This window comes from Ignavibacteriota bacterium (assembly GCA_016708125.1).
In the GTDB taxonomy this organism is placed as follows: Bacteria; Bacteroidota; Ignavibacteria; order Ignavibacteriales; family Melioribacteraceae.
Genome location: JADJGF010000001.1, coordinates 3,667,040 through 3,690,188, shown reverse-complemented (window position 1 = coordinate 3,690,188; position 23,149 = coordinate 3,667,040). Strand labels below are relative to the sequence as shown.

Here is a 23,149-nt window from a genome sequence, read left to right as displayed (position 1 = left end):
AGATTTTTAAAGAGTCTAATTAAAATTAAGTTTACCAAATAAATTCAGAATAATGAATCAGTATCTGTTATAATTTACATCTTATAGAAAAAATAAAATTTCTTCCGGCAGAAACCATTCCCGAACTGTATGGACGATATCTCTGATCAGTAATATTCTCAATTCCGCCAGTAATGTTTAAATTATCTAAAATATTATAATCCAATTTTAGATTTAAAGTGTACCAACTTGGCGAATATGGATTTCCATTTTCATCGATTGCATAAATATAATCTTTTCCTTTTTCCTCTTCCGGCAAATTTTCAAAAGAAATTTCTCCGTTTGTAATTCCATAGAAATCCATTTTTATTTTTTTTATTGAATAAGTTAGATGAGCACTTCCAAACATTGGCGCAGCATGACGTAATGGGCTTTTACTTCCGTCATCTAAAACTTCTTCACCTTTTTGATAATTTGCATTTGCCGAAAATCCAAAACCCTTAGGAAGTTTAAACTCAATTCCGGCTTGGATTCCCCACACATAAGCATTTGCTGCATTTTGAAGTGCTTGTACTTTACTCATTTCACCAGAATAAATTATGCTGTCTAATCCGTTAATTGTAAAATCCCTTCTCACCATTGCGTTATCAAGAAATGTATAAAATCCGGTAGCATCAAGTTTAAGAAAATCATTAAAAACTTTTGCAATCCCCAAATCAATATTATAAGCATATTCAGCTATAAGATTTGGATTTGGAACAATAACTGCGCCCGGTTCAGAATCAAATACTTTTCCCAAATCATCAACATTTGGAGATCGAAAACCAGTCGATAGATTAATATTCATTGTTGTAGAATTATTCGGATTGTAAACAAATCCGAAACTTCCGGAAAATGATCCTTCGTTCAATTTTGCTGACGTAAAAGGAAAAGGATAAAAAGTTGTATCAAAATCTGCATTCAAAGAAAAATAACTATAACGAATTCCGGTTTCAAAAATTATTTTATTTGTTAGGAAGTTTTTATAATCTATGAAAGCTGAAATTGAATTCCAATCTGCTTGAGGATATCTCGAAGCACCTTTTATAGATTGATTATTATTGATATCCGTATCTTTTCCGTATGATTTAACATTATTATAAATTTCTTCAATTCCATAAACAATAGTTGAATTTTCCGTAAGTTTTTTGTTCATATCTAAGTTAATTGAATAAGCGTCAACTTCTTCAAATTTATCGAATCGAATATTATTATTTAAGTCTCTATCATGACGACTTTCTTCAAACTTTTGATGTGCAGTTCTAAAAATTAAATTATCATAGAAAATATTTGATTTGCTAAGAGAAATATTAAAATTATTCATCATCCAAACTTGCGGACCGTAATACCATTCGGCACTTCGCGGCAAATCATTTCTGTATCTTAACAATCTATCATAACGAGAATAGTTTGAAGTAGTTGAATAATGAAATCCATAATCAAATTTAATTTCATCATTCAATAAGAAACTTAATTTTTGCAAAATATTTATTTGATTATAATCAACCGGTTTTTGAATTAATGGATTTGAATTTGTTACAACAATATCCACAGAATTAATTCGTTTCACATATTCATTTCTTAAATATTTATTTGGTCCGAATTCTCCCATTTTAACATCACCAAATTTGGAATATGTAATACTTGTAATTGACGCAAATTTATTCCATCCTAAATTAAAATCAATGTGTCCGGTATTTTCATTATTTGCAGATGAAAATCTTAGTGCTGAATTTCCGCTGTAGAATAAATTATTTGTTAAACTGAATTTTGGTTGTAAAGTATAAAAGCTCATTACGCCGCCAATAGCATCGCTTCCGTAAATTACTGAGCCGGGGCCAAACATTACTTCAACATTTTGCAAAGAAAAATTATCAAGTGAAATTACATTTTGCAGATTTCCACTTCTAAAAATTGCAGTGTTCATTCTAATTCCATCAACAGAAATTAACAAGCGATTTGTTGCAAAGCCTCTAATCATTGGACTTCCGCCGCCTTGTTGACTTTTTTGAATAAAAACTTGTCCCGTAGAGTTTAATAAATCTGCAGTTGTTTGAGGATTTTGTAATTCAATATCTTTTGGAGAAATATTTATAATTTTAGATGCTATTTCATTTTTTGCTTGATTCCATCTTGTAGCAGAAACAACAATCTGATCAAGTGAAATATTTGTTGGTTTCATAAAAAGAATAAAATTTTCTTTTTCAAGTTCTGAAAATGATTTCTCCAAAGTTTCATAACCCAAATGTTGGAAAATAATTTTCTTTGATTCTTTAAAAGAATCTAAATCTGCTTCTCCAACAGAATTTGTGGATGTAATTGCTTTTGGTTTTTCACTTTTTATTATTACTGATTCAAGTTTTAAATTACTTTCACTATCTCTCACAGTTACAATTTGTGCATTTGTTATGCATGATAAAATTGTAGTAAAAGTAATTAGAAAAAAATACTTCATGCCATTTCCTATCTAAAGTTAAGTTCAAAAAAAATAATTTGAAAATAAGTTTAGACTTTTGGCGGAGGGGAATTAGGCGAATTATAAATATTTAAATAATTTTGTTTGTATTGATAATACTTATAGTTATCAGTTTGCGTTTGCAAAATATTGGGATTAAAAATCTGTATTAAATAGTAATTGGAATTAAATGAAGTAAGATTGTGAAAAATTTTACTTTCCGAATTATTTTTTTCTAACGAAGATGTAAGCAAATTTATAAATCTTTTATTTAACTCAGTTTCTTCATCATCTTGCCAGCAAATATATTCAACTGAGTCATGCAAATTAATCGATTCAACAACGTCATACATAATTCCATTATATTCAAATTCTTTGGAATGTTCCCAGTATAATTTTGTTTTAATTTCATCTTTGGAAAATTTCAGATGTGCCAAATCATTTTTGTCAATTTTTGAAATCAACATTTTCTTCACACTTTTTTTTATAGCTCGTTTTTCAATTTGATAAAGTGAAAATGAAAGCCAAAAAGGTATGAATAAAATAAAGATTAGAAATATGGGAATAAATTTTTTCAAAAAAATTGCCAAGCAAAATTTTATGGTTATATGAATTTAATAATTCTTTTAACTAATCTTTCAAATTTTTCTTTAGCTAAATCTGCAGTTTCCATAACTTCTTTGTGTGAAAGTTTTTGAGGTGAAAGTCCGGCAGCATAATTTGTAATTAATGAAATTGCAGAAACTTCAATTCCGTGGTAAGCAGCAAAAATTGCTTCGTGAACAGTTGACATTCCAACTGCATCGGCTCCAAATTTCTTTTGCATAATTATTTCCGCGGGAGTTTCATATGTTGGACCTTTGTTAAACCAATACGTTCCTTCTTTAATTAAAACTTTTTCTTCAAGTGAAGCATTCCTAATTATTTCATTAAACTTTTTTGAAGGAAGATTATGTATAAAATTTTTTTGTTCAGTTGTTGGAATTGCTAAAACATTTGATATTTCTTTTAAAATATTTTGTGAAATAAATCCAGTTACAAGCATTAAATCACCGGGAGAAAAATTGGGATTTACTCCGCCCGCTGCATTAGTTGCCAATAATTTCTTTACATTTAATTGAGAAGAAATGAAAGAGGGAATTATACATTTATCAATTTCATAACCTTCGTAAAAGTGAATTCGACCTTGAAAAATCAAAACATTTTTATCGAAAATTTTTGCAAAATGTAAAAATCCTTTATGTCCTTCAACTGTTGAAATTGGATAATCGGGAATATCCTTTGTAGATATCGATTTTTCAATATTAATTTTTTCCGCAAAATCTCCAAGTCCGCTTCCAAGAATTAAAGAAATTTCCGGAGTAAATGGAATTTCTGATTTTAAATAATCAACAAGATTTTTGTATTTAAATTCTAAATCAATCATCTAAAATAAAATTCCTGCTAAAGTTGCAGTCATTAAAGTTGAAAGAGAACCGGCAAGAACTGCTTTCATCCCTAAGCTAGCTAAGGCTGTTCTTTGGTTTGGAGCAATTGGAGAAATTCCACCAATTTGAATTGCAATTGAACTGAAATTTGCAAAACCGCATAAAGCATAAGTTGCCATAATAATTGCTTTTTCATTAACAATTTCTTTCATCTTAATTAAATTGCTCAATTCAAAATATGCAACAAACTCATTTAATACTACTTTTGAACCAATTAAACTTCCAAATTGCAAAGCACTTTCACTCGGAACTCCAATAGCCAAAGCCAAATATTGCAGAATTATTCCAAAAATTAATTGAAGATTTAAAGGTTTGTTATAGTTTTCCATTAGAATAGAATTTAATCCCGTTATTCCGCCTATAAATTCGAGGAAATAATTTGTTAACGCAATTAACGCAATGAAAGCTAATAACATTCCACCAACATTTAACGCAAGCTGAAGTCCATCGGAAGCGCCCATTGCCGCTGCTTCAATTGTATTTGAAGCTGTTTTTTCTACGGAAACTTTAACTTGACCTTTTGTTTCCGGTTCTTCGGTTTCTGGAAAAATTATTTTAGAAAGTAATAATGATGCCGGTGCTGCCATAATACTTGCGCCAAGTAAATGTGAAGCAAACATTAATTGAGCTTCAGTAATTGATAAGCCCATTGATTCACCAAAAGATTGACTCAACATTTGTATATATGCCGCCATTACTCCGCCAGCGATTGTTGCCATTCCTCCGGTCATAATTGTTAATAACTCACTTTTAGTAAGCCCTTTTAAATATGGTTTTATCATCAAAGGAGCTTCAGTTTGACCGACAAAAATATTTGCTGAAACAGATAATGATTCGGCGCCGCTTGTTCCTAAAAATTTTGCCATTACCCAAGCCATAACTTGTACAATTTTTTGCATAACTCCTATGTGATATAAAACTCCCATGAGTGTAGCAAAAAAAATTATTGTTGGTAAAACTTGGAATGCAAAAAAGAAGCCCAATGAACCCTCAGTTCCCGGGGATTTTGCTAAATCTCCAAAAATGAAAATTGCGCCGTCCGTAGTAAAATTTAGAATCAAAACAAAAAAACTGCTAATCCATTTAAAGAATAATTTTGGCCATCCTAATGGTGAAAATATATTTCCTAAATAATCTCCTTTAATAATGAAAATTGCGAAAACAATTTGCATAATCAAACCAGTTGCAACCAATTTCCAATTTATTTTCTTTTTATTATTTGAAAAAAGAAATGCAATTAAAATTATAACAGCAATTCCAAATATTCCTCGCAAAACGGAAATAAAATCCATAATTATTCCTCATTGGGGATATAATGACATTTTCTGCATCTTGCTTCGTAACTATCCGAAGCACCCACAACAACTCTTTCTTTGGTATTTATTGTTCTTTGTGTTTTATCAGCCGGATTACCACACTTTACACATATTGCCAAAGTTTTTGTAATATATTCAGCTTGCGCAAGAAGTTGAGGAATTGGTTCAAATGGAATTCCTCTATAATCTTGATCAAGTCCGGCAACTATAACTCTTTTCCCTGAATCTGCAAGTTTATTACAAACTTCTACTAAATCCTCGCTGAAAAATTGTGCTTCATCAATTCCAACAACTTGTGCATTTTTAGAAAATTCTAATATTTCTTGCGGAGTTTCAACAACTTGTGAAGAAAGAGATTGCTCACTATGAGATACAATTTCTTCTTTTGAATATCGAATATCAATCTTAGGTTTAAAAACAATTACATTTAGCTTTGCAATTTTAGCCCGTCGAAGTCTTCTTATTAATTCTTCAGTTTTTCCGCTAAACATACAACCGGCAATTACTTCAATCCAGCCGGTGTTTACTGGGGTTGAGTGGGGAATAAATTCCATCATTTTTTTAGTGATTCCTTGTTAAATGAGTTTGGCAATAATTCTTCCAAAGTTAAAATTCTAATTTCATTATCGCTATTTGTCATAACGACTTCTAAATTTTTTCCGCAAATTTCCATCATTACTTGTCTGCAAGCGCCGCAAGGAGAAATAAAATCTTCGGCATCACTTGTAATAACGATTGTTCTAAATTTTGTTTCGCCTTCTGAAACTGCTTTAAAAACAGCAGTTCTTTCGGCACAGTTTGTTAATCCATATGAAGAATTTTCAACATTAACTCCAGTATAAATTTCTCCATTTTCTGATAGTAGTGCAGCACCAACTCTAAATTTTGAGTACGGTGCGTAAGCTTTTAATTTAGCATCATTTGCTATTTGAATAAGTTCTGCGTAGTTCATAATTCACATTAAATAATTTATTAAAAATAGTTTTAAACAATTTTAAATCAAAATTATCAATTACCATTTACCTTTTCTGAAAAAACTTACAATAAAATTAAGTATGATAAATATTTCATAAAATATTTGAAGATATAAAATTTCAATAACATTAAATTTATAAGAAAAATCTTTTTTGAACGAACTTACTATAAAAATATCTGTAACAATTTTAATTAGGAAAAGATAAATGAAATTTGAATTTATCCAATAAAATAAAGGTGAAAATAAAAATAATAAATTAAGTAAATGCCAAACTCCGAGAATGATTTTAAATTTTACAGAATAATAATTTGATGAAGAAGTATGCCGTGACTTTTGTTTAATAAAATCTAAAGATGTTTTTTTTGTATTTGAAAATACTTCGGAATCATTTTCTGTATTAATTCCAATTTTCATTTTATATTTAATTGCTTCTTGCAAAAGTAAATCATCATCGCCGCTTAAAGTTTTAGTTGTATTTTTATATCCTTCAATTTTAAAGAATGAATCTTTTTTGAAACCAAAACTTCGCGCTGATGCAGAATAGGGAAATCCAATATTTGCAAAGGAAAAAGTTAAAATGTGTGTCCACAAATTATCAAAACAAGAAATTTTATTTATTAATGATTCCGTTTGGATAAGCGGAGCTTTTCCAATTACAAAATCAAATTCTTGATTAAATTTATTTGAAAAAGATTTTATCCAATTTTTAGATGGTTCACAATCTGCATCGGTTATTAAAATATATGAGAATTTACTTTTCTCAATACCAATTTGCAAAGCACCGCGCTTGCCTTCATATTTTTTATTTTCTGCCTTAACAATTGTAAAATTTATTAAATCATTTATTTCGATTTTTGTTTTTTCAAATGTTGAATCAATTGAGTTATCATCAATAATTATAACTTCATAATTTTCTTTTCGAAAATTTTGATTTGCTAAATGTTTAATTAAAGCAGAAATATTTTTCTCTTCATTTTTTGCCGCAACAATTATGCTGAATTTTAATTCGTCTAATTCAGATATAGTATTTTCGTTTATGTTAGATTTGAATTCAAAAAAGATTACAACATACAGAAAGAATATAAAAACTAAAAAGAAAATCATTTAGAAATCCTCTTCTAAAAGCCATTCCTCTGCAAGTTCTTCACTTACTTCTGCAATAAATCGAGAAGGTTTTGAAAGTGTCATTCCATTATGTCTATCGAAAATATTCATGGGATATGAAATGTATAAATTTTGTTTTGCACGCGTTGAAGCAACGTACATAAGCCTTCGTTCTTCTTCCAAACTTTCTATTTTATCGTAACTCATACTTGATGGAAAAAATCCTTCGACTGCATGAATAATAAAAACCGTATGCCATTCCAAACCTTTTGCAGAATGAATTGTTGAAAGCGTTAGAACTTCTTTTTCTTTATCCTCTTCGCTAATATCTGCAACACTTTCTGTCGGCGGATCCAATGCCATATCAGCCAAAAGTGTATTTAGCGATTTATAATTTTCAGTTATATTTATAAAAATTTCTAAATCTTTTTTCCGCTTGTTAAAATCATCATATTTTGTTTTGAAAATTGGTTCGTAATAATCTAAAACAATTTCGGCTAATTCAGTTGGTAATTGTCTGCTTGTATGAATTCTATGAAGTGCAAGAAATAAATTGAAAATATTTTCTTTGTAATTTTTACTCAAAATATTTTCCGGATGAGATTTAATATTTAATTCACCCGTAGAAATTTTTTCAATAATTTCTTGAGCTTTTTTTGGACCAACGCCTTCGTGTAAAAGTAAAACTCTGTACCAGCTTACAACATCTTTAGGATTTTCAGCAATTCGCAAAAATGCCAAAACATCTTTTACATGTGCAGTTTCAATAAATTTCATTCCGCCAAATTTTAAATACGGAATGTTTGCTTTGTTTAATTCAATTTCCAAATCGAATGAACTAAATGAAGAACGGAATAAAACAGCAATATCATTAAGCGGAATATTTTCTTCACGCAATTCTAAAATTCTATCAACAATAAATTTTGATTGCATATTTTCTGTTGTTGATGCAATTATTGCCGGAAGTTCGCCGCCGGTTTTTCTTGTAAAAAGTTGTTTGGGATATTTTTCAATTGCTGCATCAATTACATGATTTCCAAAATCTAAAATTTCTTGAGTGCTTCTATAATTTTCTTCCAACATAATAACTTTTACATCTTTAAATAATTTTGGAAACTGCATAATATTTTTAAAATTAGCTCCGCGGAAAGAATATATAGATTGTGAATCATCGCCAACAACCATAATGTTATTATTGTGTTGAGCTAAACCAAGAACAATATCCGCTTGAAGTTTATTTGTGTCTTGATATTCATCAACCATTACATATTTAATTGAGTTTGTCAGAATTTGCGATTTGATTTTATCATTTAAAAAATCTCGTAGATAAACCAATAAATCGTCATAATCTAAAAGGAGACTTTTCTTTTTATAATTTTTGTACAGATTAGAAATTTCAATTATCTTTTCTATATTTTCTGAAAAATGCGGATATTCTTCTACAAGAATTTCTTCTATTTTTTTTCCGGTGTTAACACTTAAACTTATAATTTTTGCAATTGTTTGTTTATTGGGAAATCTCTTTTTAAGTTTCACCAAATCAAGTTGAGCGCGAATAAGATTAATTACATCTTCGCTATCGCTTTGATCAAGAATTATAAATGCTGAATCTAATCCAATTATTTTTGAATATTTTCTTAAAGTCAAATTTGCAAATGAATGAAAAGTTCCGCCATTAATTTTTGAACATCGGTTATCTAATAAAACTGCAGCGCGATTCATCATTTCTTTTGCAGATTTGCGTGTAAATGTTAAAAGTAAAATTGATTTTGGATCAATTCCCATTTCAATTAGTCGCGCAACGCGATAAACTAAAGTTCTGGTTTTTCCAGTACCGGCTCCGGCAATTACAAGATAAGCGCCATCGGTAGATGATACTGCTTCGTATTGTGCGGGATTTAATTCATTCTGATAATCAATCTCAAAATTGCTTTCATCAAATTTTGGTATTTGATTTTCAATTTTATTGATTTTTATTAAACGATATTTTTTCTGCATTATCTTCGGAGAGCTTTTGGCTTACTTAAAATTTCTTGAATAATTATATAATTTTTCAGATTATTTTTTTCTTCTAACAATTTTGCAAACCGATTTGGTTGCTTTTTCTCTTGTCCAATAATTATTTTATCCTTAAATGAACTATGTTTTTCTTTTAAGGATGTAATTTCAGATTTATGAGCAAAATATTTTTCTGAAAAATTTGCTTCACTTCCGGTACTAATTTCTTCAAGACTTTTTTCGGAATCATAATTTTCATAATCTAAATTTTTTGATTCCAAAGAAGGAAGATTATCAGCTGAATAATTCGGAATCTCAGTTTTCTGAGATTCCGGTAATTCCAATTTAAAACCTAAAATTTCTTCTAAAACTTGAGTGCCGGTTTTTTTAATTTCCGAATTCTTATTTGAAGATTTAGGAATTCCAAGAGTAGGAATATTACTTTTATCCCTTTTCTTTCTTGATGAAGAAATTGCGCTAAGAATAAAAATAATCACAATAATTATTTGTATAAAATCTTCCATTATTTTTTCTCAGTTTCTGAATCGCCTTTGGCAATCGAATTTCGCATACTTGTATCTGATTGAACATTCTTAAGATTATAATAATCCATAATTCCCATATTGCCGTTTCTGAAAGCTTCCGCCATTGCTAAAGGAATTTCTGCTTCCGCTTCAACAACTTTAGCCCTCATTTCTTGTTCAAGAGCAACTGCAGCTGCACGTCTTTCTTCGGCTTTTGCTCTTGCAACTTTTAAATCTGCTTCAGCCTGATCAGTTTGTAAAATTGCTCCAATGTTTGTACCAACATCTACATCAGCAATATCAATTGAAAGAATTTCAAAAGCTGTTCCCGCATCTAAGCCCTTTGCCAAAACAGATTTTGATATGTTATCTGGATTTTCTAAAACCATTTTATGCGTTAAACTTGATCCAATAGTTGAAACAATTCCTTCTCCAACTCTTGCAAGAACTGTTGCTTCACCGGCACCACCGACCAATCTTTCAATATTTGCACGAACTGTAACTCTTGCAATTGCCTTAAGTTGAATTCCATCTTTTGCAACTGCTGCAACTAACGGAGTTTCAATAACTTTTGGTACAACAGACATTTTAACAGCTTCTAAAACATCTCTTCCGGCAAGATCAATTGCAGCGGCTTTTTCAAATAATAAATCCAAATTCGCTTTGTTTGCAGAAATTAAAGCATTTACGACTTTAGTAACATTTCCTCCAGCAAGGTAATGAGCTTCTAATGCCGATGCTTCTAAATGAATTCCAGCCTTTGTTGCAGAAATTAAATTTCTTACAATGATGGATGGAGGTACTTTCCTCAATCGCATTCCAACTAAATCTTTAAATATTTTTAATTTTACACCGGAAAAATATGCTGTTATAAAAAGTCCAATTGGAACAAAATACGTGAAAAGTATAAGCAGAAATATAATTCCAATTATTGCAACAATTGAGAGACCTGTAAATGCTTCCATGTTTACTCCTTGATATTCATTATCTAATCTATTTATTTGATATATAATTTAGCAAATACAAACTAATTAGTAAACAAAATATGGCGTTATCTAAAAATGAAAGTAAAAAATTTATTTTCTGATAAAAATGAAATCATTATACTTTTGTAATGATATTATCAAACTAAAATGAACATTTTCTTAAAATGAGCGATAATTATTTATAAATTTGTTTACCTTGATTACACAGATTGCAATATTTATATTTATTATTAGTTAATAATTTTTAATAAAATTTAAAAGAGACTGGAATACCAAATGGAAGGAAATTTCTCAGAACGAGTTCAAGAAGTAATTAGATTAAGTAGAGAAGAAGCATTAAGACTTGGTCATGATTATATCGGTACCGAGCATCTTCTTTTAGGAATAATAAGAGAAAGCCATGGAGTTGCTGTTAAAATTATGGTAAATCTTGGCGTGGATTTAGCAAATCTAAAAAAAACAATTGAAGAAACTGTTAAATCTACCGGCGGAACTTTAACAATCGGAAATATTCCTTTAACTAAACAAGCGGAAAAAGTTTTAAAAATTACTCAAATTGAATCAAAAATTTATAAATCAGATGTAATTGGTACGGAGCATATTCTTTTATCTTTGTTAAGAGATGAAGATAATGTTGCCACACAAATCTTAAATCAGTTTAATATAACTTACGAAACTGCAAGAGCCGAACTTAATAATATTCTAAGCGGAAAAAGTTATTCTCCGCAAGATAAACCGATAATGCCTTTTCCACAAAGTAAAAAAACGGAGAAAACAAAAACTCCGGTTTTGGATAATTTTGGTAGAGATTTAACAAAATTAGCTACTGAAGATAAATTAGATCCGGTTGTTGGGCGAGAAAAGGAAATTGAAAGAGTTGCGCAAGTATTAAGCAGAAGAAAAAAGAATAATCCCGTTTTAATTGGTGAGCCTGGAGTTGGAAAAACAGCAATTGCAGAAGGGTTAGCTTTAAGAATTGATCAAAGAAAGGTTCCAAGAATTCTACAGGATAAAAGAGTTGTTACACTTGATTTAGCTGGATTAGTAGCGGGGACAAAATACCGCGGTCAATTTGAAGAAAGAATGAAAGCATTGATGAATGAATTAGAAAAAGCTCATGATGTAATTCTTTTTATTGATGAACTTCATACAATTGTGGGAGCAGGCGGAGCATCTGGTTCACTTGATGCATCAAATATGTTTAAACCGGCTTTGGCAAGAGGAGATATTCAATGTATTGGCGCAACAACTTTAGATGAATATAGAAAATATATTGAAACAGACGGTGCTTTGGATCGAAGATTCCAGAAAGTTATGGTTGAACCGCCAACCGTAGATGAAACAATTAAAATTTTAGATTTCATCAAATTTAAATATGAACAGCATCATCATGTAAAATATTCTAATGAAGCAATAATAGCTGCTGTAAAATTAAGTGATAGATATATTACTGATCGGTATTTACCTGATAAAGCAATTGATGTTTTAGACGAAGCTGGTTCCCGAGTTCACATGGGAAATTTTACAGTTTCCGAAGATATTTTAATTCTTGAACAAAAAGTTGAAAAAATCAAACAAGAAAAAATTGATGTTGTAAAACAGCAGGATTACGAACAAGCTGCAAGATTACGCGATCAAGAAAGACAATTACAAATTGAATTAGAAACCGCAAAAAATGATTGGGAAGAAAAAACTAAAAATGAAGTTTACGATGTAAGTGAAGAAGTAATCGGAACAGTAGTTTCAATGATGACAGGAATTCCGGTAACAAGAGTTGTTCAGGCAGAATCTGAAAAAATTATGAGAATGGAAGAAGTAATAAAAAGAAAAATTGTTGGTCAAGATGATGCTGTTACTCGACTTTCAAAAGCAATAAGAAGAACACGTGCTGGATTAAAAAATCCCAACAAACCAATTGGTAGTTTTATATTTTTAGGTCCAACCGGTGTTGGAAAAACTCAATTGGCAAAAGAATTGGCAAAATATTTGTTCGATTCTGAAGATTCATTAATCAGAATTGATATGAGCGAATACATGGAAAAATTTGCTGTATCAAGATTAGTTGGAGCACCTCCCGGATATGTTGGTTATGAAGAAGGCGGTCAACTTACCGAAAGAGTAAGACGTAAACCTTATTCAGTTGTACTATTTGATGAAATTGAAAAAGCGCATCCCGATGTATTTAACATTCTTCTTCAAGTATTAGATGATGGTCAACTAACCGATAGTTTAGGAAGACGAGTTGATTTTAAAAATACAATTATTATTATGACATCAAATGTAGGTACAAAAAATATTAAAGCTACCGGAAGTTATGGATTTGGTAATGAATCCTCTTCAGATACTTATTCTAATTTAAAAAGTACAGTTCAAGATGCAATGAAAAATTTGTTTAATCCAGAATTCCTAAATAGAATTGATGAAACAATCGTTTTTAGAAATTTGGAAAAAGAAGATATTAAGAAAATCGCTTCAGTTGAAATGAAAGATTTGATTAATAATCTAAAAGAAAACAAAATGAAAATTATATTGGATGAATCCGCCGAAGATTTCATATCTGAAAAAGGATTTGATCCAAAATACGGAGCACGACCTTTAAGAAGGGCAATTCAACAGTATATTGAAGATCCGTTAGCTGAAGAAATCTTAAGAGAAGTTTTTAAAGAAGGTGATACAATAATAGTTAAACGTAAAGAAAATTCAGACGAACTTTATTTTATCCCCGAAATTTCAAATCCAAAAAAAGAAGAAAATAAACATAAGGAAGAGAATAATCCAAGTTAGTTTTGTAAATTTAAAAAACAAAAAAAATTACAGTGGATTACTGAATTATGACAAATCAAGAATTATTACAAATGTTTTATAATAGCAATGCCCTTTTAGAAGGGCATTTTTTATTAACTTCCGGAAGACACAGCAATCGATATTTTCAATGTGCAAAGGTTTTACAATATCCTAATTATACAGAAAAGATTTGCAAAGTTATTGCGGATTATTTTAAGGATTTTAAAATTGATACGGTAATTTCTCCGGCAATCGGCGGAATTGTTGTTGGTCAAGAAGTTGCTCGTCAGTTAAATAAGAAATTCATTTTTGCCGAAAGGGAAGATAAAAATTTAACATTACGCAGAGGTTTTGAAATTAATGATAACGAAAATATTTTAGTTTGCGAAGATGTTGTAACAACCGGCGGTTCCGTTTTTGAAGTTATTGAAATTGTTAAAAATGCAAAAGCGAATGTTGTTGGCGTGGGAATGATTGTTGACCGAAGCAACGGAAAAGTTAATTTTGGTGTTCCGCAAAAAAGTACAATACAATTGGAAGTTATTTCCTATCAACCGGAAGAATGTCCAATTTGCAAAACAAATATTCCGCTTGTAAAACCAGGTTCGAGAAAAATTAAATAAAATTCGACATTAACGAAAGTTTTTATAAAATACAAAAATTATAATTTGAATCAGAGAATTTAATTATGAAAAAAAACATCTTTTTATTTTTATTAATTCTATCAACAACAATATTTTCTCAAGTTAATTTTGAAGAATATTTTTTAGACAAACAATTACGTTTGGATTATTTCCATTCTGGAAATTCTGAAAAAGACTATTATTCATTCGATGAATTGATTGAAGAACCTTACTGGAGCGGATCAAAAAGGAAATTGATTGATACAATAGGTTTTGGAAATTTCATGTTTTTTGTTTTCGAACTAAAATCAAATAAATTAATTTATTCGCACGGTTATTCTACTTTGTTTCAAGAATGGCAAACTACTGAAGAAGCAAAAAAAATGGATCGTACTTTTTCAGAAAGTTTGGTTTTTCCATTTCCAAAAGATTCCGTTAGAATTGAAATTCATGACAGAGACGAAAAAAATAATTTCCAAAAAAAACATGAATTTATAGTTGATCCAAATTCATATTTCGTAAAAAAAGAAAAATTAAATGAATGCGAAAGTTTTAAAATACTTAATTCGGGAAATCATTCGGATAAATTAGATATAGTTTTTATTCCAGATGGATATACGAAAGATGAAATGGAAAAATTTGTTAAAGATTCCGAAAGGTTTGCAAATTATTTATTTGAATATGAACCATTTAAAAATTATAAAAATGAAATTAATATTTGGGTAGTAAAAGCAATTTCTAAAGATTCCGGAATTGATATTCCAGGAGATACAGTATGGAAATCAACATCGGTAAATTCGAGTTTTTATACTTTTGATAGTGAAAGATATATTATGACGATGGATAATAAATCAGTTAGAAATTTCGCATCAAATGTTCCTTATGATCAAATTTATATTTTAGTAAATACTGATAAATATGGCGGCGGCGCAATTTATAATTATTATTCAACAACCGCAGTTGATAATGAAGCTTCAAAAAAAATATTCGTGCATGAATTTGGTCACGGATTAGCCGGATTAGCCGATGAATATTATACTTCGGATGTTTCTTATCAAGATTTTTATCCGCTTGATGTTGAACCTTGGGAAGCAAATATTACAACTCTTGTTAATTTTGAATCTAAATGGAAAAATTTGTTAAACGGGAAAACACAAGTTCCAACAAGTGTTGATGGTAAAAGTGATTTGGAATTAGGAGTTTATGAAGGCGGCGGTTATGTTGCAAAGGGAGTTTATCGATCAACACCAAACAGCATAATGAAAGCTTTTAATATTGATGAATTTAACATTGTTAGTAAAAAAGCTATCGAAAAAGTGATTAAACATTTTATTAATTAAAATTATACATTTGTATTAATGGAACAAAAAAGATTATATAAAACAATTGATGCGCTTGCATCAAAACATTTTGAATCTGAAAGTGAACTTCTGCATGATGTTCTAAAACAACTAATTGAAAATTCAGATATTAATATTTCCGGCGGTAGAATTTGGGTTTTAAATGTTGAAGAAAAATCATATTTCTTAATGCACCAAATGGGGAAAGTTCAAAGAATTAAAAAAGATTTTAAACTTACTCTTGAAGAAAATCCTATACTAAATGTTGTTTCAAAATACAGAACAATTTTGGCAAATGAAACAAATGAAGTTTTACTTAAAAAGGGAATATTTAAATATTCCGCATCCGGCATTGGATCAAAGAAAAAAATTGGTGATAATTCCTATTACGAATATTTATTAGCCGTAAACAGCAATGAAATTAAGGATGAACTTCGTTATATACTAAATATTGTTGCAACAGTTTTAACTTCAAAAATAAGAGAAAGAAGATTATCTTTTTCAAGAAAAAATTTAATTGCTGATATTGATAAAGCTAAACAATTACAAAGAAGTATTTTACCCGAACATGAATATAAATTTCATGGGTATGATATTTTTGGAGTTACAATTCCGGCAGAAATTGTTGGCGGAGATTTTTATGATTATATAAAAGTCGGTGATGATGAAGAAAGATTGGGAATTGTTGTTGGTGATGCTGCCTCAAAAGGATTAAGTGCTTCTGCAGAAGCAATGTACATTTCCGGCGCAATTAGAATGGCTGGAAATTTCCAGATGAAAATTTCGCCAATGATGAATAGAATGAACAAACTTGTAAATAAAATTTTTAGCGATGACAAATTTGCTTCACTATTTTACGGTGAATTATCCGATGATAAAAAAGGTTTATTTTTATATGCAAATGCCGGACACAATCCGCCAATGTTTTATCACAATAAAACAAATAAAATTTTAATGCTTGAACCAACTGGACCGTTATTAGGTCCGGCACCAAACTCAAAGTATGAAACAGATAGTATAAATTTTAGTTCGGGTGATGTTTTAGTAATTTATTCTGATGGAATTACCGAAGCTGCAAATAATGCATTTGAATTTTATGAAGAAAATCGATTAGCAAATTTGATTATTGTGAACAAATCAAAAACACCAAAACAAATTGCCGCATTAATTATTGAAGATGTACAAAAATTTTCAACTGCGGATAGTAAATATCAAGATGATAAAACTATTGTTGTAATAAAAAGGAATTAGAATTGGATTTATCAGAAAAAATATTTAATGCCGGAGTTGTTGGAGCTGGCGGTGCCGGATTTCCAACTCACTTAAAAGCAAAATCCAATGTTGAAATAATTTTAGCAAACGGAGCAGAATGCGAACCATTACTACATAAAGATTATGAAATTATGTTAAATCATGCTCCGGAAATTGTTTTCGGAATGAAATTAATGTACGAAAGTACAAATGCTAAAAAAGGTTATTTTGGTATAAAATCAAAAAATGCTGCCGCAATTTCTAAAATTGAACCGCTTCTGAAAAATTCAAATATTGAAATGAGTATTTTAGGTGATTTTTATCCTTCCGGCGATGAATATGAATTGGTTTATCATGCAACAAAAAGGTTAATTCCTCCGAAAGGTTTGCCGTTAGACGTTGGCTGCGTTGTTAATAATGTTGAAACTTATTTTAATATTTACAACGCTTCAAACAATATTCCGGTAACAAAGAAATTTATTTGCGTAACTGGAGCTGTAAAAAATCCATCTTCATTTTTTGTTCCGATTGGAACATCATTTAAAGAAATTCTTAATTTTGTTGGAGGAGCTACCACTCGAGAATTTGGAATTTTCGTTTCCGGTATAATGATGGGAAAACTATCATTTAATTTAGATGAAGTTGTTACAAAAACAACTGCCGGATTAATAATTTTACCTAAAGATCATTATTTGATAAATAGAATGAACCGACCAAAAGAAAGTATGAATAGAATTGGAAAATCGGCATGCGATCAATGTAGTTATTGTACTGAATTTTGCCCGAGATATTTGTTGGGATATGATGTTCAACCACACAAAGTAATGCGCTCATTAGGATTTTCAACATCTGGAGAAAAAGTTTGGAATCAATATGCGGATTTATGCTGTTCTTGCGGACTTTGTTCACTTTACGCTTGCCCTGAAGATTTATATCCAAGAGAGGCTTGCGATCAAGGGAAAAATTATTTAAAAGAAAATTCAATAAAATTTGTCCAACAAAAACCTTTAAAGGTTCATCCAATAAAAGAGGGAAGGCGCGTTCCAATTAAGCAATTGATGAAAAGGTTAAATATTGAAAATTATAATCAGCATACTCCATATATAAGTAATTTTCCAGAACCTGAAAGAGTAAAAATTATGCTAAAACAACATGTTGGATTTCCGGCAATCTCAATTGTAAAAATTGGTGATAAAATTAATTCGGGTGAATTAATTGCAAATATTGAAAAGGGAAAATTGGGAGCACTTATTCATGCTTCAATTAGTGGTAAAGTAAAAGAAGTAACTTCTGATTTTATAATAATAGAAAAATAATTTCTGAAATTATTTGAATAATAAATTTGAAAGGATAGTACAAAATGGAAATGAACTCCATAGGATTAATAGAATTATCAAGCATTGCGGCCGGAATGCAAGCCGCCGATATTATGTTAAAAACTTCAGAAGTAGAGCTAATATTATCTAGAACAATTTGCTCCGGAAAATATATGGTTTTAGTTGGCGGAGATGTTGCTGCAGTTCAATCTGCAGTTGAAACAGCTGCTTCTCGAATTGAATTTGCAGTAATTGATACTTTTGTAATTCCAAATGTTCATAAAGATATTTTTCCGGCGTTATCAGGTCATTCTGGTATAGAAAATTTGGAAGCATTAGGAATTATTGAATCTTTTTCTGTATCATCTTTAATCGAAGGAGCAGATGCTGCTGTTAAATCTGCATCCGTTAGAATAATAGAAATTAGATTAGCAATGGCTTTAGGCGGAAAAGCATTTTGTACATTAACTGGAGAAGTAGCGGCAGTTCAAGCTGCAGTTGATGCCGGAGCAAATTTAATTAGCGAAAAAGGTTTACTTGTTAATAAAGTTGTAATCGCTCAACCAAGAAAAGAATTAATGAGTGAAATGATATAATATAAGAATCTATAACAAGTAGTTAAAATTTAGAATAGGTTTGTAAATATTTTATAAGCACCAATATAAGCTCCTAAAGCACTTCCTAAACTTGAAAAAGTAAATACAAGTAAAATTCGCAAAAGCTTATTTTTCCACCAGTTACTGATTTTATTTAAATCATTACTTACATTTTGAATTTCAAAGACTTTGGGAGGTTTAAAATAAGTTTGAACAAAAGCGGCAACATAACCGGCTCCAATTAAAGGTGATAATGTTGTAATTGGTGCGGCAAAAAAAACAGATATCACAGAATAAGGATGGCCGTAAGCGATAATTGTCCCTATTGCAGCGGGAATTCCACTGGCTAAAATCCAGATTAAAGCTGTATTTCCGGCTTCACCAAATCCTTTTTCAAAACCAATAAAAAATATTGATCCAATTATTAAAACTGGAATTGACCAACCAACTATTTTATTAAAAGGGGAAGGTTTAGGAATTTCAATAATTTTGTTAAAATCAACAAATTCATTATTCTGAATTTTTTTAATGATTCCTTGAACATGTCCAGCTCCAACAACAGCTACAATTTTATTTCCGGGAGCATTTTTAATTTTTTCAGCTAAATATGAATCGCGTTCATCAATTAAAACACTTTTTAACGCCGGCATTTCTTTTCCAAGTTCTGTCAATAACTCCGTTAAAATATCTTTGTTTTTTAATTTCTCTAGTTGTTTCTCAGATATTTCTTCATTCGTAAAAATACTTGCAATTGTAATTGATATAAATTTTGTTTTTTGAAAAAAACTCATTTTACGCCAAGCCCTTTTCAATGTAATTTTTACATCACGGTCAGAAAGATTAATATTTATATTATTTTCCTTAGCAATATTGTATGCTTCTAATAATTCCACCCCAGGATTAACGCCAATTTTGTTGCCAAGCTTTTTTTGATATGATGAAAGTAAAATATTTATAATTAAAGTAGTTAACTGCTTTTGCTTAATAATAGTTTTAAGATCTAAATTATCCCATTTATTTTTATTTAATAAAGCATCTAATCGGTTTTCGTCAAGTTCAATACAAACAGTGTCTGGTTTTTCTGTTAAAATTACTTCTTTAACTATTTCAGCAGATTTCTTTGAAATATGAGCGGTTCCAATTAAAATAATGTTTTTGTTATGATGTTCAAAAATATGAACATCATCAGATTCATAATGATTCATTCTATATTTTTACCTTTTTAGACTTGCAAATATTAACCGTCGTACTCATCTTTATAATCAAGAATTGAGGCTTCAACAACTTTTAATGCATGCTCCCGATCATAAATGCTATCAATTTGTACATTCGGCTTTTCACCGGGGATGAGTTTGTATGTTAAAAAATAGTGTCTTAATCTATCTATCATAACTTTTGGAAGATCACTTATGTTTTCGGCATTTTGCCAAACGTTATCATTAAGCAACACGGCAATAATTTTATCATCAGCTTCTTTGTGGTCAATCATTTGAATTCCACCGACAACTTTTGCATCCAAAATAATTTCGGATTTATTAATAGGGCGTTCTGTAATTATACAAATATCTAAAGGATCACCGTCACCTTTTTTAGCACTTGGTGAAAGATCTCTAACTCGGTTTCCGCAATAAGTTTTAGGTATAAATCCATACAAAGACGGCGGCTGGGAAGAAGTTCTATGCGGTCTATCAACTCTTAAATAACCGGTTATTTTTTCAACTTCGTACTTTACAAAATCGAAAGGTGTAATTTCAATATAAGCATTTACAACAAAAGGAGGATTTTTACCAAGTTCTAATCCGTGCCATGGATGAGGGCGCCATTTAAAAAAGGGGGTTGGAAATGACATGTTAATTCCATTTTATTTTTTAATGTGTAAAATATAATGAATTTGCTTAAAAGTAGTTTGGTTTTTATCACACTTTAATAAAATTCTTTTGGGAACCTATTTAATATATATACGTCTTAATTGTAAAAATGGAATAACAATGATAAAGAATATTATGTTTTTAATATTTGTTTCTATTACTATTATTTCTTGCAAAATTGGTGGAATTAAAGGAAATGGAGAAGAAATTACTGAAATTCGCGAAGTTGATTCATTTCAGAAGATTGATGTTTCAGGTAACTTTGATGTTTTGGTAGAAGGAGGAAAAGATCAAAATATTGAAATTTTTTCTGAGTCAAACTTAATTGATTTTATTAAAACAAAAGTCAAGAATAATACACTTCATATTTATTCCAAAGAAAATTTAAGACCTACAAAAAAAATGTTAATTTCCATTTCAATTCCGGAACTTAGAGCAATTAATTGTTCCGGAGCAAATAATGTTCAAGCTAAAGCTGTAACATCAAATAATTTTGAAATTGATTTAAGTGGTGCTGGATCTGTAGAAATTGAAGGTGCAACAAATTATTTAAATATCGATCTTTCGGGTGCCGCCGATTTGATAGCAAAAGATTTTATTTCAGAAAATATTAAAATTGATGTTTCCGGAGCCGCAAATGCTAAAGTTTATGCTTCAAATTCAATTGATGCAGATATTTCCGGAGCGGGGAATATTGAACTTTACGGCGATGCAAACGATGTTAGAACAGATATTTCCGGAGTGGGATCATTAGATCGAAAATAAAAGTAAAATCCTAAAAATAATTTTCAAATACCAAAGAACACTTTTTATTTTTATATTTCCGAACCGAAAACAAATATCATTTTGGAATTTTTATGAATAAATCTCCACTTATTGGAATTATTATGGGAAGCGATTCCGATCTTCCTATTATGGAAAAAGCTTTCGAAGTTTGTAAAGAATTTGAAATCCCTTTTGAAGTTAAAATTCTTTCTGCTCATAGAACTCCGGATGAACACGCAAATTATGCAAAAACTGCGTTTGAAAGAGGATTAAAAGTTATTATTGCCGCCGCCGGAATGGCTGCGCATCTTCCGGGAGTTACTGCAGGAAATACAATTTTACCGGTAATTGGAGTTCCGATCAAATCTAAATTTCAAGATGGACTTGATTCACTTTTATCAATTGTGCAAATGCCTCCGGGAATTCCCGTTGCAACTGTTGCAATTGATGGAGCAAAAAATTCGGCACTTTTAGCTGTTCAAATTTTAGCTACAAGTGACAAAAATTTACAGCAGAAGTTTATTTTATATAAACAAAAAATGGCTGAGGAATCATTAAAGAAAAATGAGAAATTAAATACTTAAATAATACTTAATCTTTTTCAGATGTTTTTATGATTGGCAGTTCTAACAGTTTGCCACTATTCCATTCAATTAGCTCAGTAAATTTTTCTTCTCTAACTTCACAAGAATCAAAATTACAATATTTACAATGTTTAGGTACACAAAAATCAAGATGAATTCTTATCTCTGAATTTGGAATTGTATTTTGAAATTTATCTAAAATGTTTTCTTCAATTTCGTGAGATTGTTTTATGTTAAAAAAATATGGAAGTGTTAAATGAAAGTCGATAAAAACTTTATTTGCAGATTTCCAAAATCTAAGTTGGTGAACATCAATAAAATAATTTGTTCTAATTCTATTAAGTAAATTTCCAATTTGATTCAGCAAATCGTTATCGGTTTCCATCATCAATCCGCCAACAGATTCTCTGATTAGTTTATAACCGGTGAATATAATATTTAATGCGACAAAAATTGCTATTAAAGGATCAATGATAAAAATATTAGTAATCAAAACTAAAATTAAACCAAATACAACGCCAATACTTGTATAGGCATCTGTTAAAATATGTTTTCCATCAGCTACAAGTGCAAGCGAATTTGTTTGCTTACCTTTTCTTACAATCCAATAACCAAGAAAAGTATTTGTAATTCCGGCAATTCCAATTAAAATGGTTCCCGTATCAAGCTGATTTGGCCGGGCGCCTAAAATTAAATCACTAACTGCAAAGTAAATAATTGTAAGTGCTGCAACAATTATTAATAATCCTTCAACTCCGGCAGAAAAATATTCAATATTTCCGTGTCCGTATAAATGAGTTTTATCGGGTGGTCTGGAACTTAAAATAATGCTGTATAAAACCATTGCAGTTGCAAGAATATGCACAATAGATTCAGCAGCATCAGAAAATATTGCGCTTGAATTTGTAATTATAAACGCTGAAATCTTTATGAAAAAAATTAGTAATCCGACGTACAACGAAATTTGTGCGGTTTTAATTTTTGTGTTATTAGTTATGATTGCCATTATTTATTTAAAAAGTTTAGCCAAAATTATAAACTTATTGTAAAAAACCCTAATTTTTCATTTTTTGAATCAATTTAAAAATAATTTATAAATATCAAATATTAGAAAATGACTTTTTTAATTTCCCACGCTTAAGAAATCAGATTCATTTT

General features: G+C 29.9%; 21 protein-coding genes. 8 read left to right on the top strand and 13 right to left on the bottom strand.

Annotated elements, in window-relative coordinates:
- Nucleotides 1-67: 67 nt before the first annotated feature.
- The 10 genes from IPH62_16040 to floA all read right to left on the bottom strand — a co-directional run bounded on the left by IPH62_16040 (nucleotide 68) and on the right by floA (nucleotide 10,843).
- A complete protein-coding gene (locus IPH62_16040; GenBank protein ID MBK7106786.1) occupies nucleotides 68-2,473 on the bottom strand; it encodes a TonB-dependent receptor in 2,406 nt (801 codons plus the stop codon).
- A 50-nt stretch (nucleotides 2,474-2,523) separates the two neighbouring features.
- Entirely contained in the window at nucleotides 2,524-2,940 is a 417-nt protein-coding gene (locus IPH62_16035) for a hypothetical protein (protein ID MBK7106785.1), read from the bottom strand.
- A 137-nt stretch (nucleotides 2,941-3,077) separates the two neighbouring features.
- Complete coding sequence (locus IPH62_16030; GenBank protein MBK7106784.1) at nucleotides 3,078-3,899, bottom strand: purine-nucleoside phosphorylase; 822 nt, start codon at nucleotides 3,897-3,899, stop codon at nucleotides 3,078-3,080.
- A complete protein-coding gene (locus tag IPH62_16025; GenBank protein MBK7106783.1) occupies nucleotides 3,900-5,252 on the bottom strand; it encodes a NupC/NupG family nucleoside CNT transporter in 1,353 nt (450 codons plus the stop codon).
- Nucleotides 5,253-5,254: 2 nt separating this feature from the next.
- Nucleotides 5,255-5,830, bottom strand: coding sequence for a thymidine kinase (locus tag IPH62_16020; protein MBK7106782.1), 576 nt, complete (start codon nucleotides 5,828-5,830; stop codon nucleotides 5,255-5,257).
- Entirely contained in the window at nucleotides 5,830-6,228 is a 399-nt protein-coding gene (cdd, locus tag IPH62_16015) for a cytidine deaminase (GenBank protein MBK7106781.1), read from the bottom strand. Before cdd ends, IPH62_16020 begins: the two co-directional genes overlap by 1 nt.
- Before the next feature lie 60 nt (nucleotides 6,229-6,288).
- On the bottom strand, nucleotides 6,289-7,356 hold the full coding sequence (locus IPH62_16010; GenBank protein MBK7106780.1) for a glycosyltransferase: 1,068 nt from the start codon (nucleotides 7,354-7,356) through the stop codon (nucleotides 6,289-6,291).
- Nucleotides 7,357-9,354, bottom strand: a complete 1,998-nt coding sequence (locus IPH62_16005; protein MBK7106779.1) for an ATP-dependent helicase — start codon at nucleotides 9,352-9,354, stop codon at nucleotides 7,357-7,359.
- Nucleotides 9,354-9,878 carry a hypothetical protein gene (locus tag IPH62_16000; GenBank protein ID MBK7106778.1) on the bottom strand — a complete coding sequence of 175 codons (525 nt, stop codon included), beginning with the start codon at nucleotides 9,876-9,878 and terminating at the stop codon, nucleotides 9,354-9,356. The genes IPH62_16005 and IPH62_16000 overlap by 1 nt, the downstream gene beginning before the upstream one ends.
- On the bottom strand, nucleotides 9,878-10,843 hold the full coding sequence (floA, locus tag IPH62_15995) for a flotillin-like protein FloA (GenBank protein ID MBK7106777.1): 966 nt from the start codon (nucleotides 10,841-10,843) through the stop codon (nucleotides 9,878-9,880). Before floA ends, IPH62_16000 begins: the two co-directional genes overlap by 1 nt.
- Before the next feature lie 297 nt (nucleotides 10,844-11,140).
- Between floA and IPH62_15990 the strand changes: the two genes are divergently transcribed.
- From IPH62_15990 to IPH62_15965, 6 genes are all read left to right on the top strand, one after another.
- Nucleotides 11,141-13,648 (top strand): ATP-dependent Clp protease ATP-binding subunit, encoded by a 2,508-nt coding sequence (locus IPH62_15990; protein MBK7106776.1) that lies wholly within the window; start codon nucleotides 11,141-11,143, stop codon nucleotides 13,646-13,648.
- Between the two features lie 47 nt (nucleotides 13,649-13,695).
- Complete coding sequence (locus tag IPH62_15985; protein MBK7106775.1) at nucleotides 13,696-14,271, top strand: orotate phosphoribosyltransferase; 576 nt, start codon at nucleotides 13,696-13,698, stop codon at nucleotides 14,269-14,271.
- A gap of 65 nt (nucleotides 14,272-14,336) precedes the next feature.
- A complete protein-coding gene (locus tag IPH62_15980; GenBank protein ID MBK7106774.1) occupies nucleotides 14,337-15,611 on the top strand; it encodes a peptidase M64 in 1,275 nt (424 codons plus the stop codon).
- A gap of 18 nt (nucleotides 15,612-15,629) precedes the next feature.
- Nucleotides 15,630-16,862, top strand: a complete 1,233-nt coding sequence (locus tag IPH62_15975) for a serine/threonine-protein phosphatase (protein ID MBK7106773.1) — start codon at nucleotides 15,630-15,632, stop codon at nucleotides 16,860-16,862.
- Nucleotides 16,863-16,864: 2 nt separating this feature from the next.
- Entirely contained in the window at nucleotides 16,865-18,178 is a 1,314-nt protein-coding gene (locus tag IPH62_15970) for a 4Fe-4S dicluster domain-containing protein (protein ID MBK7106772.1), read from the top strand.
- Between the two features lie 50 nt (nucleotides 18,179-18,228).
- Nucleotides 18,229-18,774: a BMC domain-containing protein gene (locus IPH62_15965; protein MBK7106771.1), complete on the top strand. Its 546-nt coding sequence runs from the start codon at nucleotides 18,229-18,231 to the stop codon at nucleotides 18,772-18,774.
- 29 nt (nucleotides 18,775-18,803) lie between these two features.
- Here IPH62_15965 and IPH62_15960 read toward each other — a convergent pair whose 3' ends face one another.
- On the bottom strand, nucleotides 18,804-19,979 hold the full coding sequence (locus IPH62_15960; GenBank protein ID MBK7106770.1) for a TraB/GumN family protein: 1,176 nt from the start codon (nucleotides 19,977-19,979) through the stop codon (nucleotides 18,804-18,806).
- A gap of 32 nt (nucleotides 19,980-20,011) precedes the next feature.
- Nucleotides 20,012-20,623: an inorganic pyrophosphatase gene (locus IPH62_15955; protein ID MBK7106769.1), complete on the bottom strand. Its 612-nt coding sequence runs from the start codon at nucleotides 20,621-20,623 to the stop codon at nucleotides 20,012-20,014.
- A gap of 139 nt (nucleotides 20,624-20,762) precedes the next feature.
- On the opposite strand from IPH62_15955, the gene IPH62_15950 reads away from it, so the two are divergent.
- The gene (locus IPH62_15950; GenBank protein ID MBK7106768.1) at nucleotides 20,763-21,407 is read left to right on the top strand and encodes a DUF2807 domain-containing protein; all 645 of its coding nucleotides are present in this window, start codon (nucleotides 20,763-20,765) and stop codon (nucleotides 21,405-21,407) included.
- Nucleotides 21,408-21,499: 92 nt separating this feature from the next.
- On the top strand, nucleotides 21,500-21,991 hold the full coding sequence (gene purE / locus IPH62_15945) for a 5-(carboxyamino)imidazole ribonucleotide mutase (protein ID MBK7106767.1): 492 nt from the start codon (nucleotides 21,500-21,502) through the stop codon (nucleotides 21,989-21,991).
- Between the two features lie 7 nt (nucleotides 21,992-21,998).
- Here purE and IPH62_15940 read toward each other — a convergent pair whose 3' ends face one another.
- A complete protein-coding gene (locus IPH62_15940) occupies nucleotides 21,999-22,997 on the bottom strand; it encodes a cation transporter (GenBank protein MBK7106766.1) in 999 nt (332 codons plus the stop codon).
- Nucleotides 22,998-23,149: the final 152 nt, after the last annotated feature.

Coding starts and splice junctions, on each gene's coding strand:
- IPH62_16040 (MBK7106786.1), bottom strand. CDS start 2,473: ATGAAGTATTTTTTTCTAATTACTTTTACTACAATTTTATCATGCATA.
- IPH62_16035 (MBK7106785.1), bottom strand. CDS start 2,940: ATGTTGATTTCAAAAATTGACAAAAATGATTTGGCACATCTGAAATTT.
- IPH62_16030 (MBK7106784.1), bottom strand. CDS start 3,899: ATGATTGATTTAGAATTTAAATACAAAAATCTTGTTGATTATTTAAAA.
- IPH62_16025 (MBK7106783.1), bottom strand. CDS start 5,252: ATGGATTTTATTTCCGTTTTGCGAGGAATATTTGGAATTGCTGTTATA.
- IPH62_16020 (MBK7106782.1), bottom strand. CDS start 5,830: ATGGAATTTATTCCCCACTCAACCCCAGTAAACACCGGCTGGATTGAA.
- cdd (MBK7106781.1), bottom strand. CDS start 6,228: ATGAACTACGCAGAACTTATTCAAATAGCAAATGATGCTAAATTAAAA.
- IPH62_16010 (MBK7106780.1), bottom strand. CDS start 7,356: ATGATTTTCTTTTTAGTTTTTATATTCTTTCTGTATGTTGTAATCTTT.
- IPH62_16005 (MBK7106779.1), bottom strand. CDS start 9,354: ATGCAGAAAAAATATCGTTTAATAAAAATCAATAAAATTGAAAATCAA.
- IPH62_16000 (MBK7106778.1), bottom strand. CDS start 9,878: ATGGAAGATTTTATACAAATAATTATTGTGATTATTTTTATTCTTAGC.
- floA (MBK7106777.1), bottom strand. CDS start 10,843: ATGGAAGCATTTACAGGTCTCTCAATTGTTGCAATAATTGGAATTATA.
- IPH62_15990 (MBK7106776.1), top strand. CDS start 11,141: ATGGAAGGAAATTTCTCAGAACGAGTTCAAGAAGTAATTAGATTAAGT.
- IPH62_15985 (MBK7106775.1), top strand. CDS start 13,696: ATGACAAATCAAGAATTATTACAAATGTTTTATAATAGCAATGCCCTT.
- IPH62_15980 (MBK7106774.1), top strand. CDS start 14,337: ATGAAAAAAAACATCTTTTTATTTTTATTAATTCTATCAACAACAATA.
- IPH62_15975 (MBK7106773.1), top strand. CDS start 15,630: ATGGAACAAAAAAGATTATATAAAACAATTGATGCGCTTGCATCAAAA.
- IPH62_15965 (MBK7106771.1), top strand. CDS start 18,229: ATGAACTCCATAGGATTAATAGAATTATCAAGCATTGCGGCCGGAATG.
- IPH62_15960 (MBK7106770.1), bottom strand. CDS start 19,979: ATGAATCATTATGAATCTGATGATGTTCATATTTTTGAACATCATAAC.
- IPH62_15955 (MBK7106769.1), bottom strand. CDS start 20,623: ATGTCATTTCCAACCCCCTTTTTTAAATGGCGCCCTCATCCATGGCAC.
- IPH62_15950 (MBK7106768.1), top strand. CDS start 20,763: ATGATAAAGAATATTATGTTTTTAATATTTGTTTCTATTACTATTATT.
- purE (MBK7106767.1), top strand. CDS start 21,500: ATGAATAAATCTCCACTTATTGGAATTATTATGGGAAGCGATTCCGAT.
- IPH62_15940 (MBK7106766.1), bottom strand. CDS start 22,997: ATGGCAATCATAACTAATAACACAAAAATTAAAACCGCACAAATTTCG.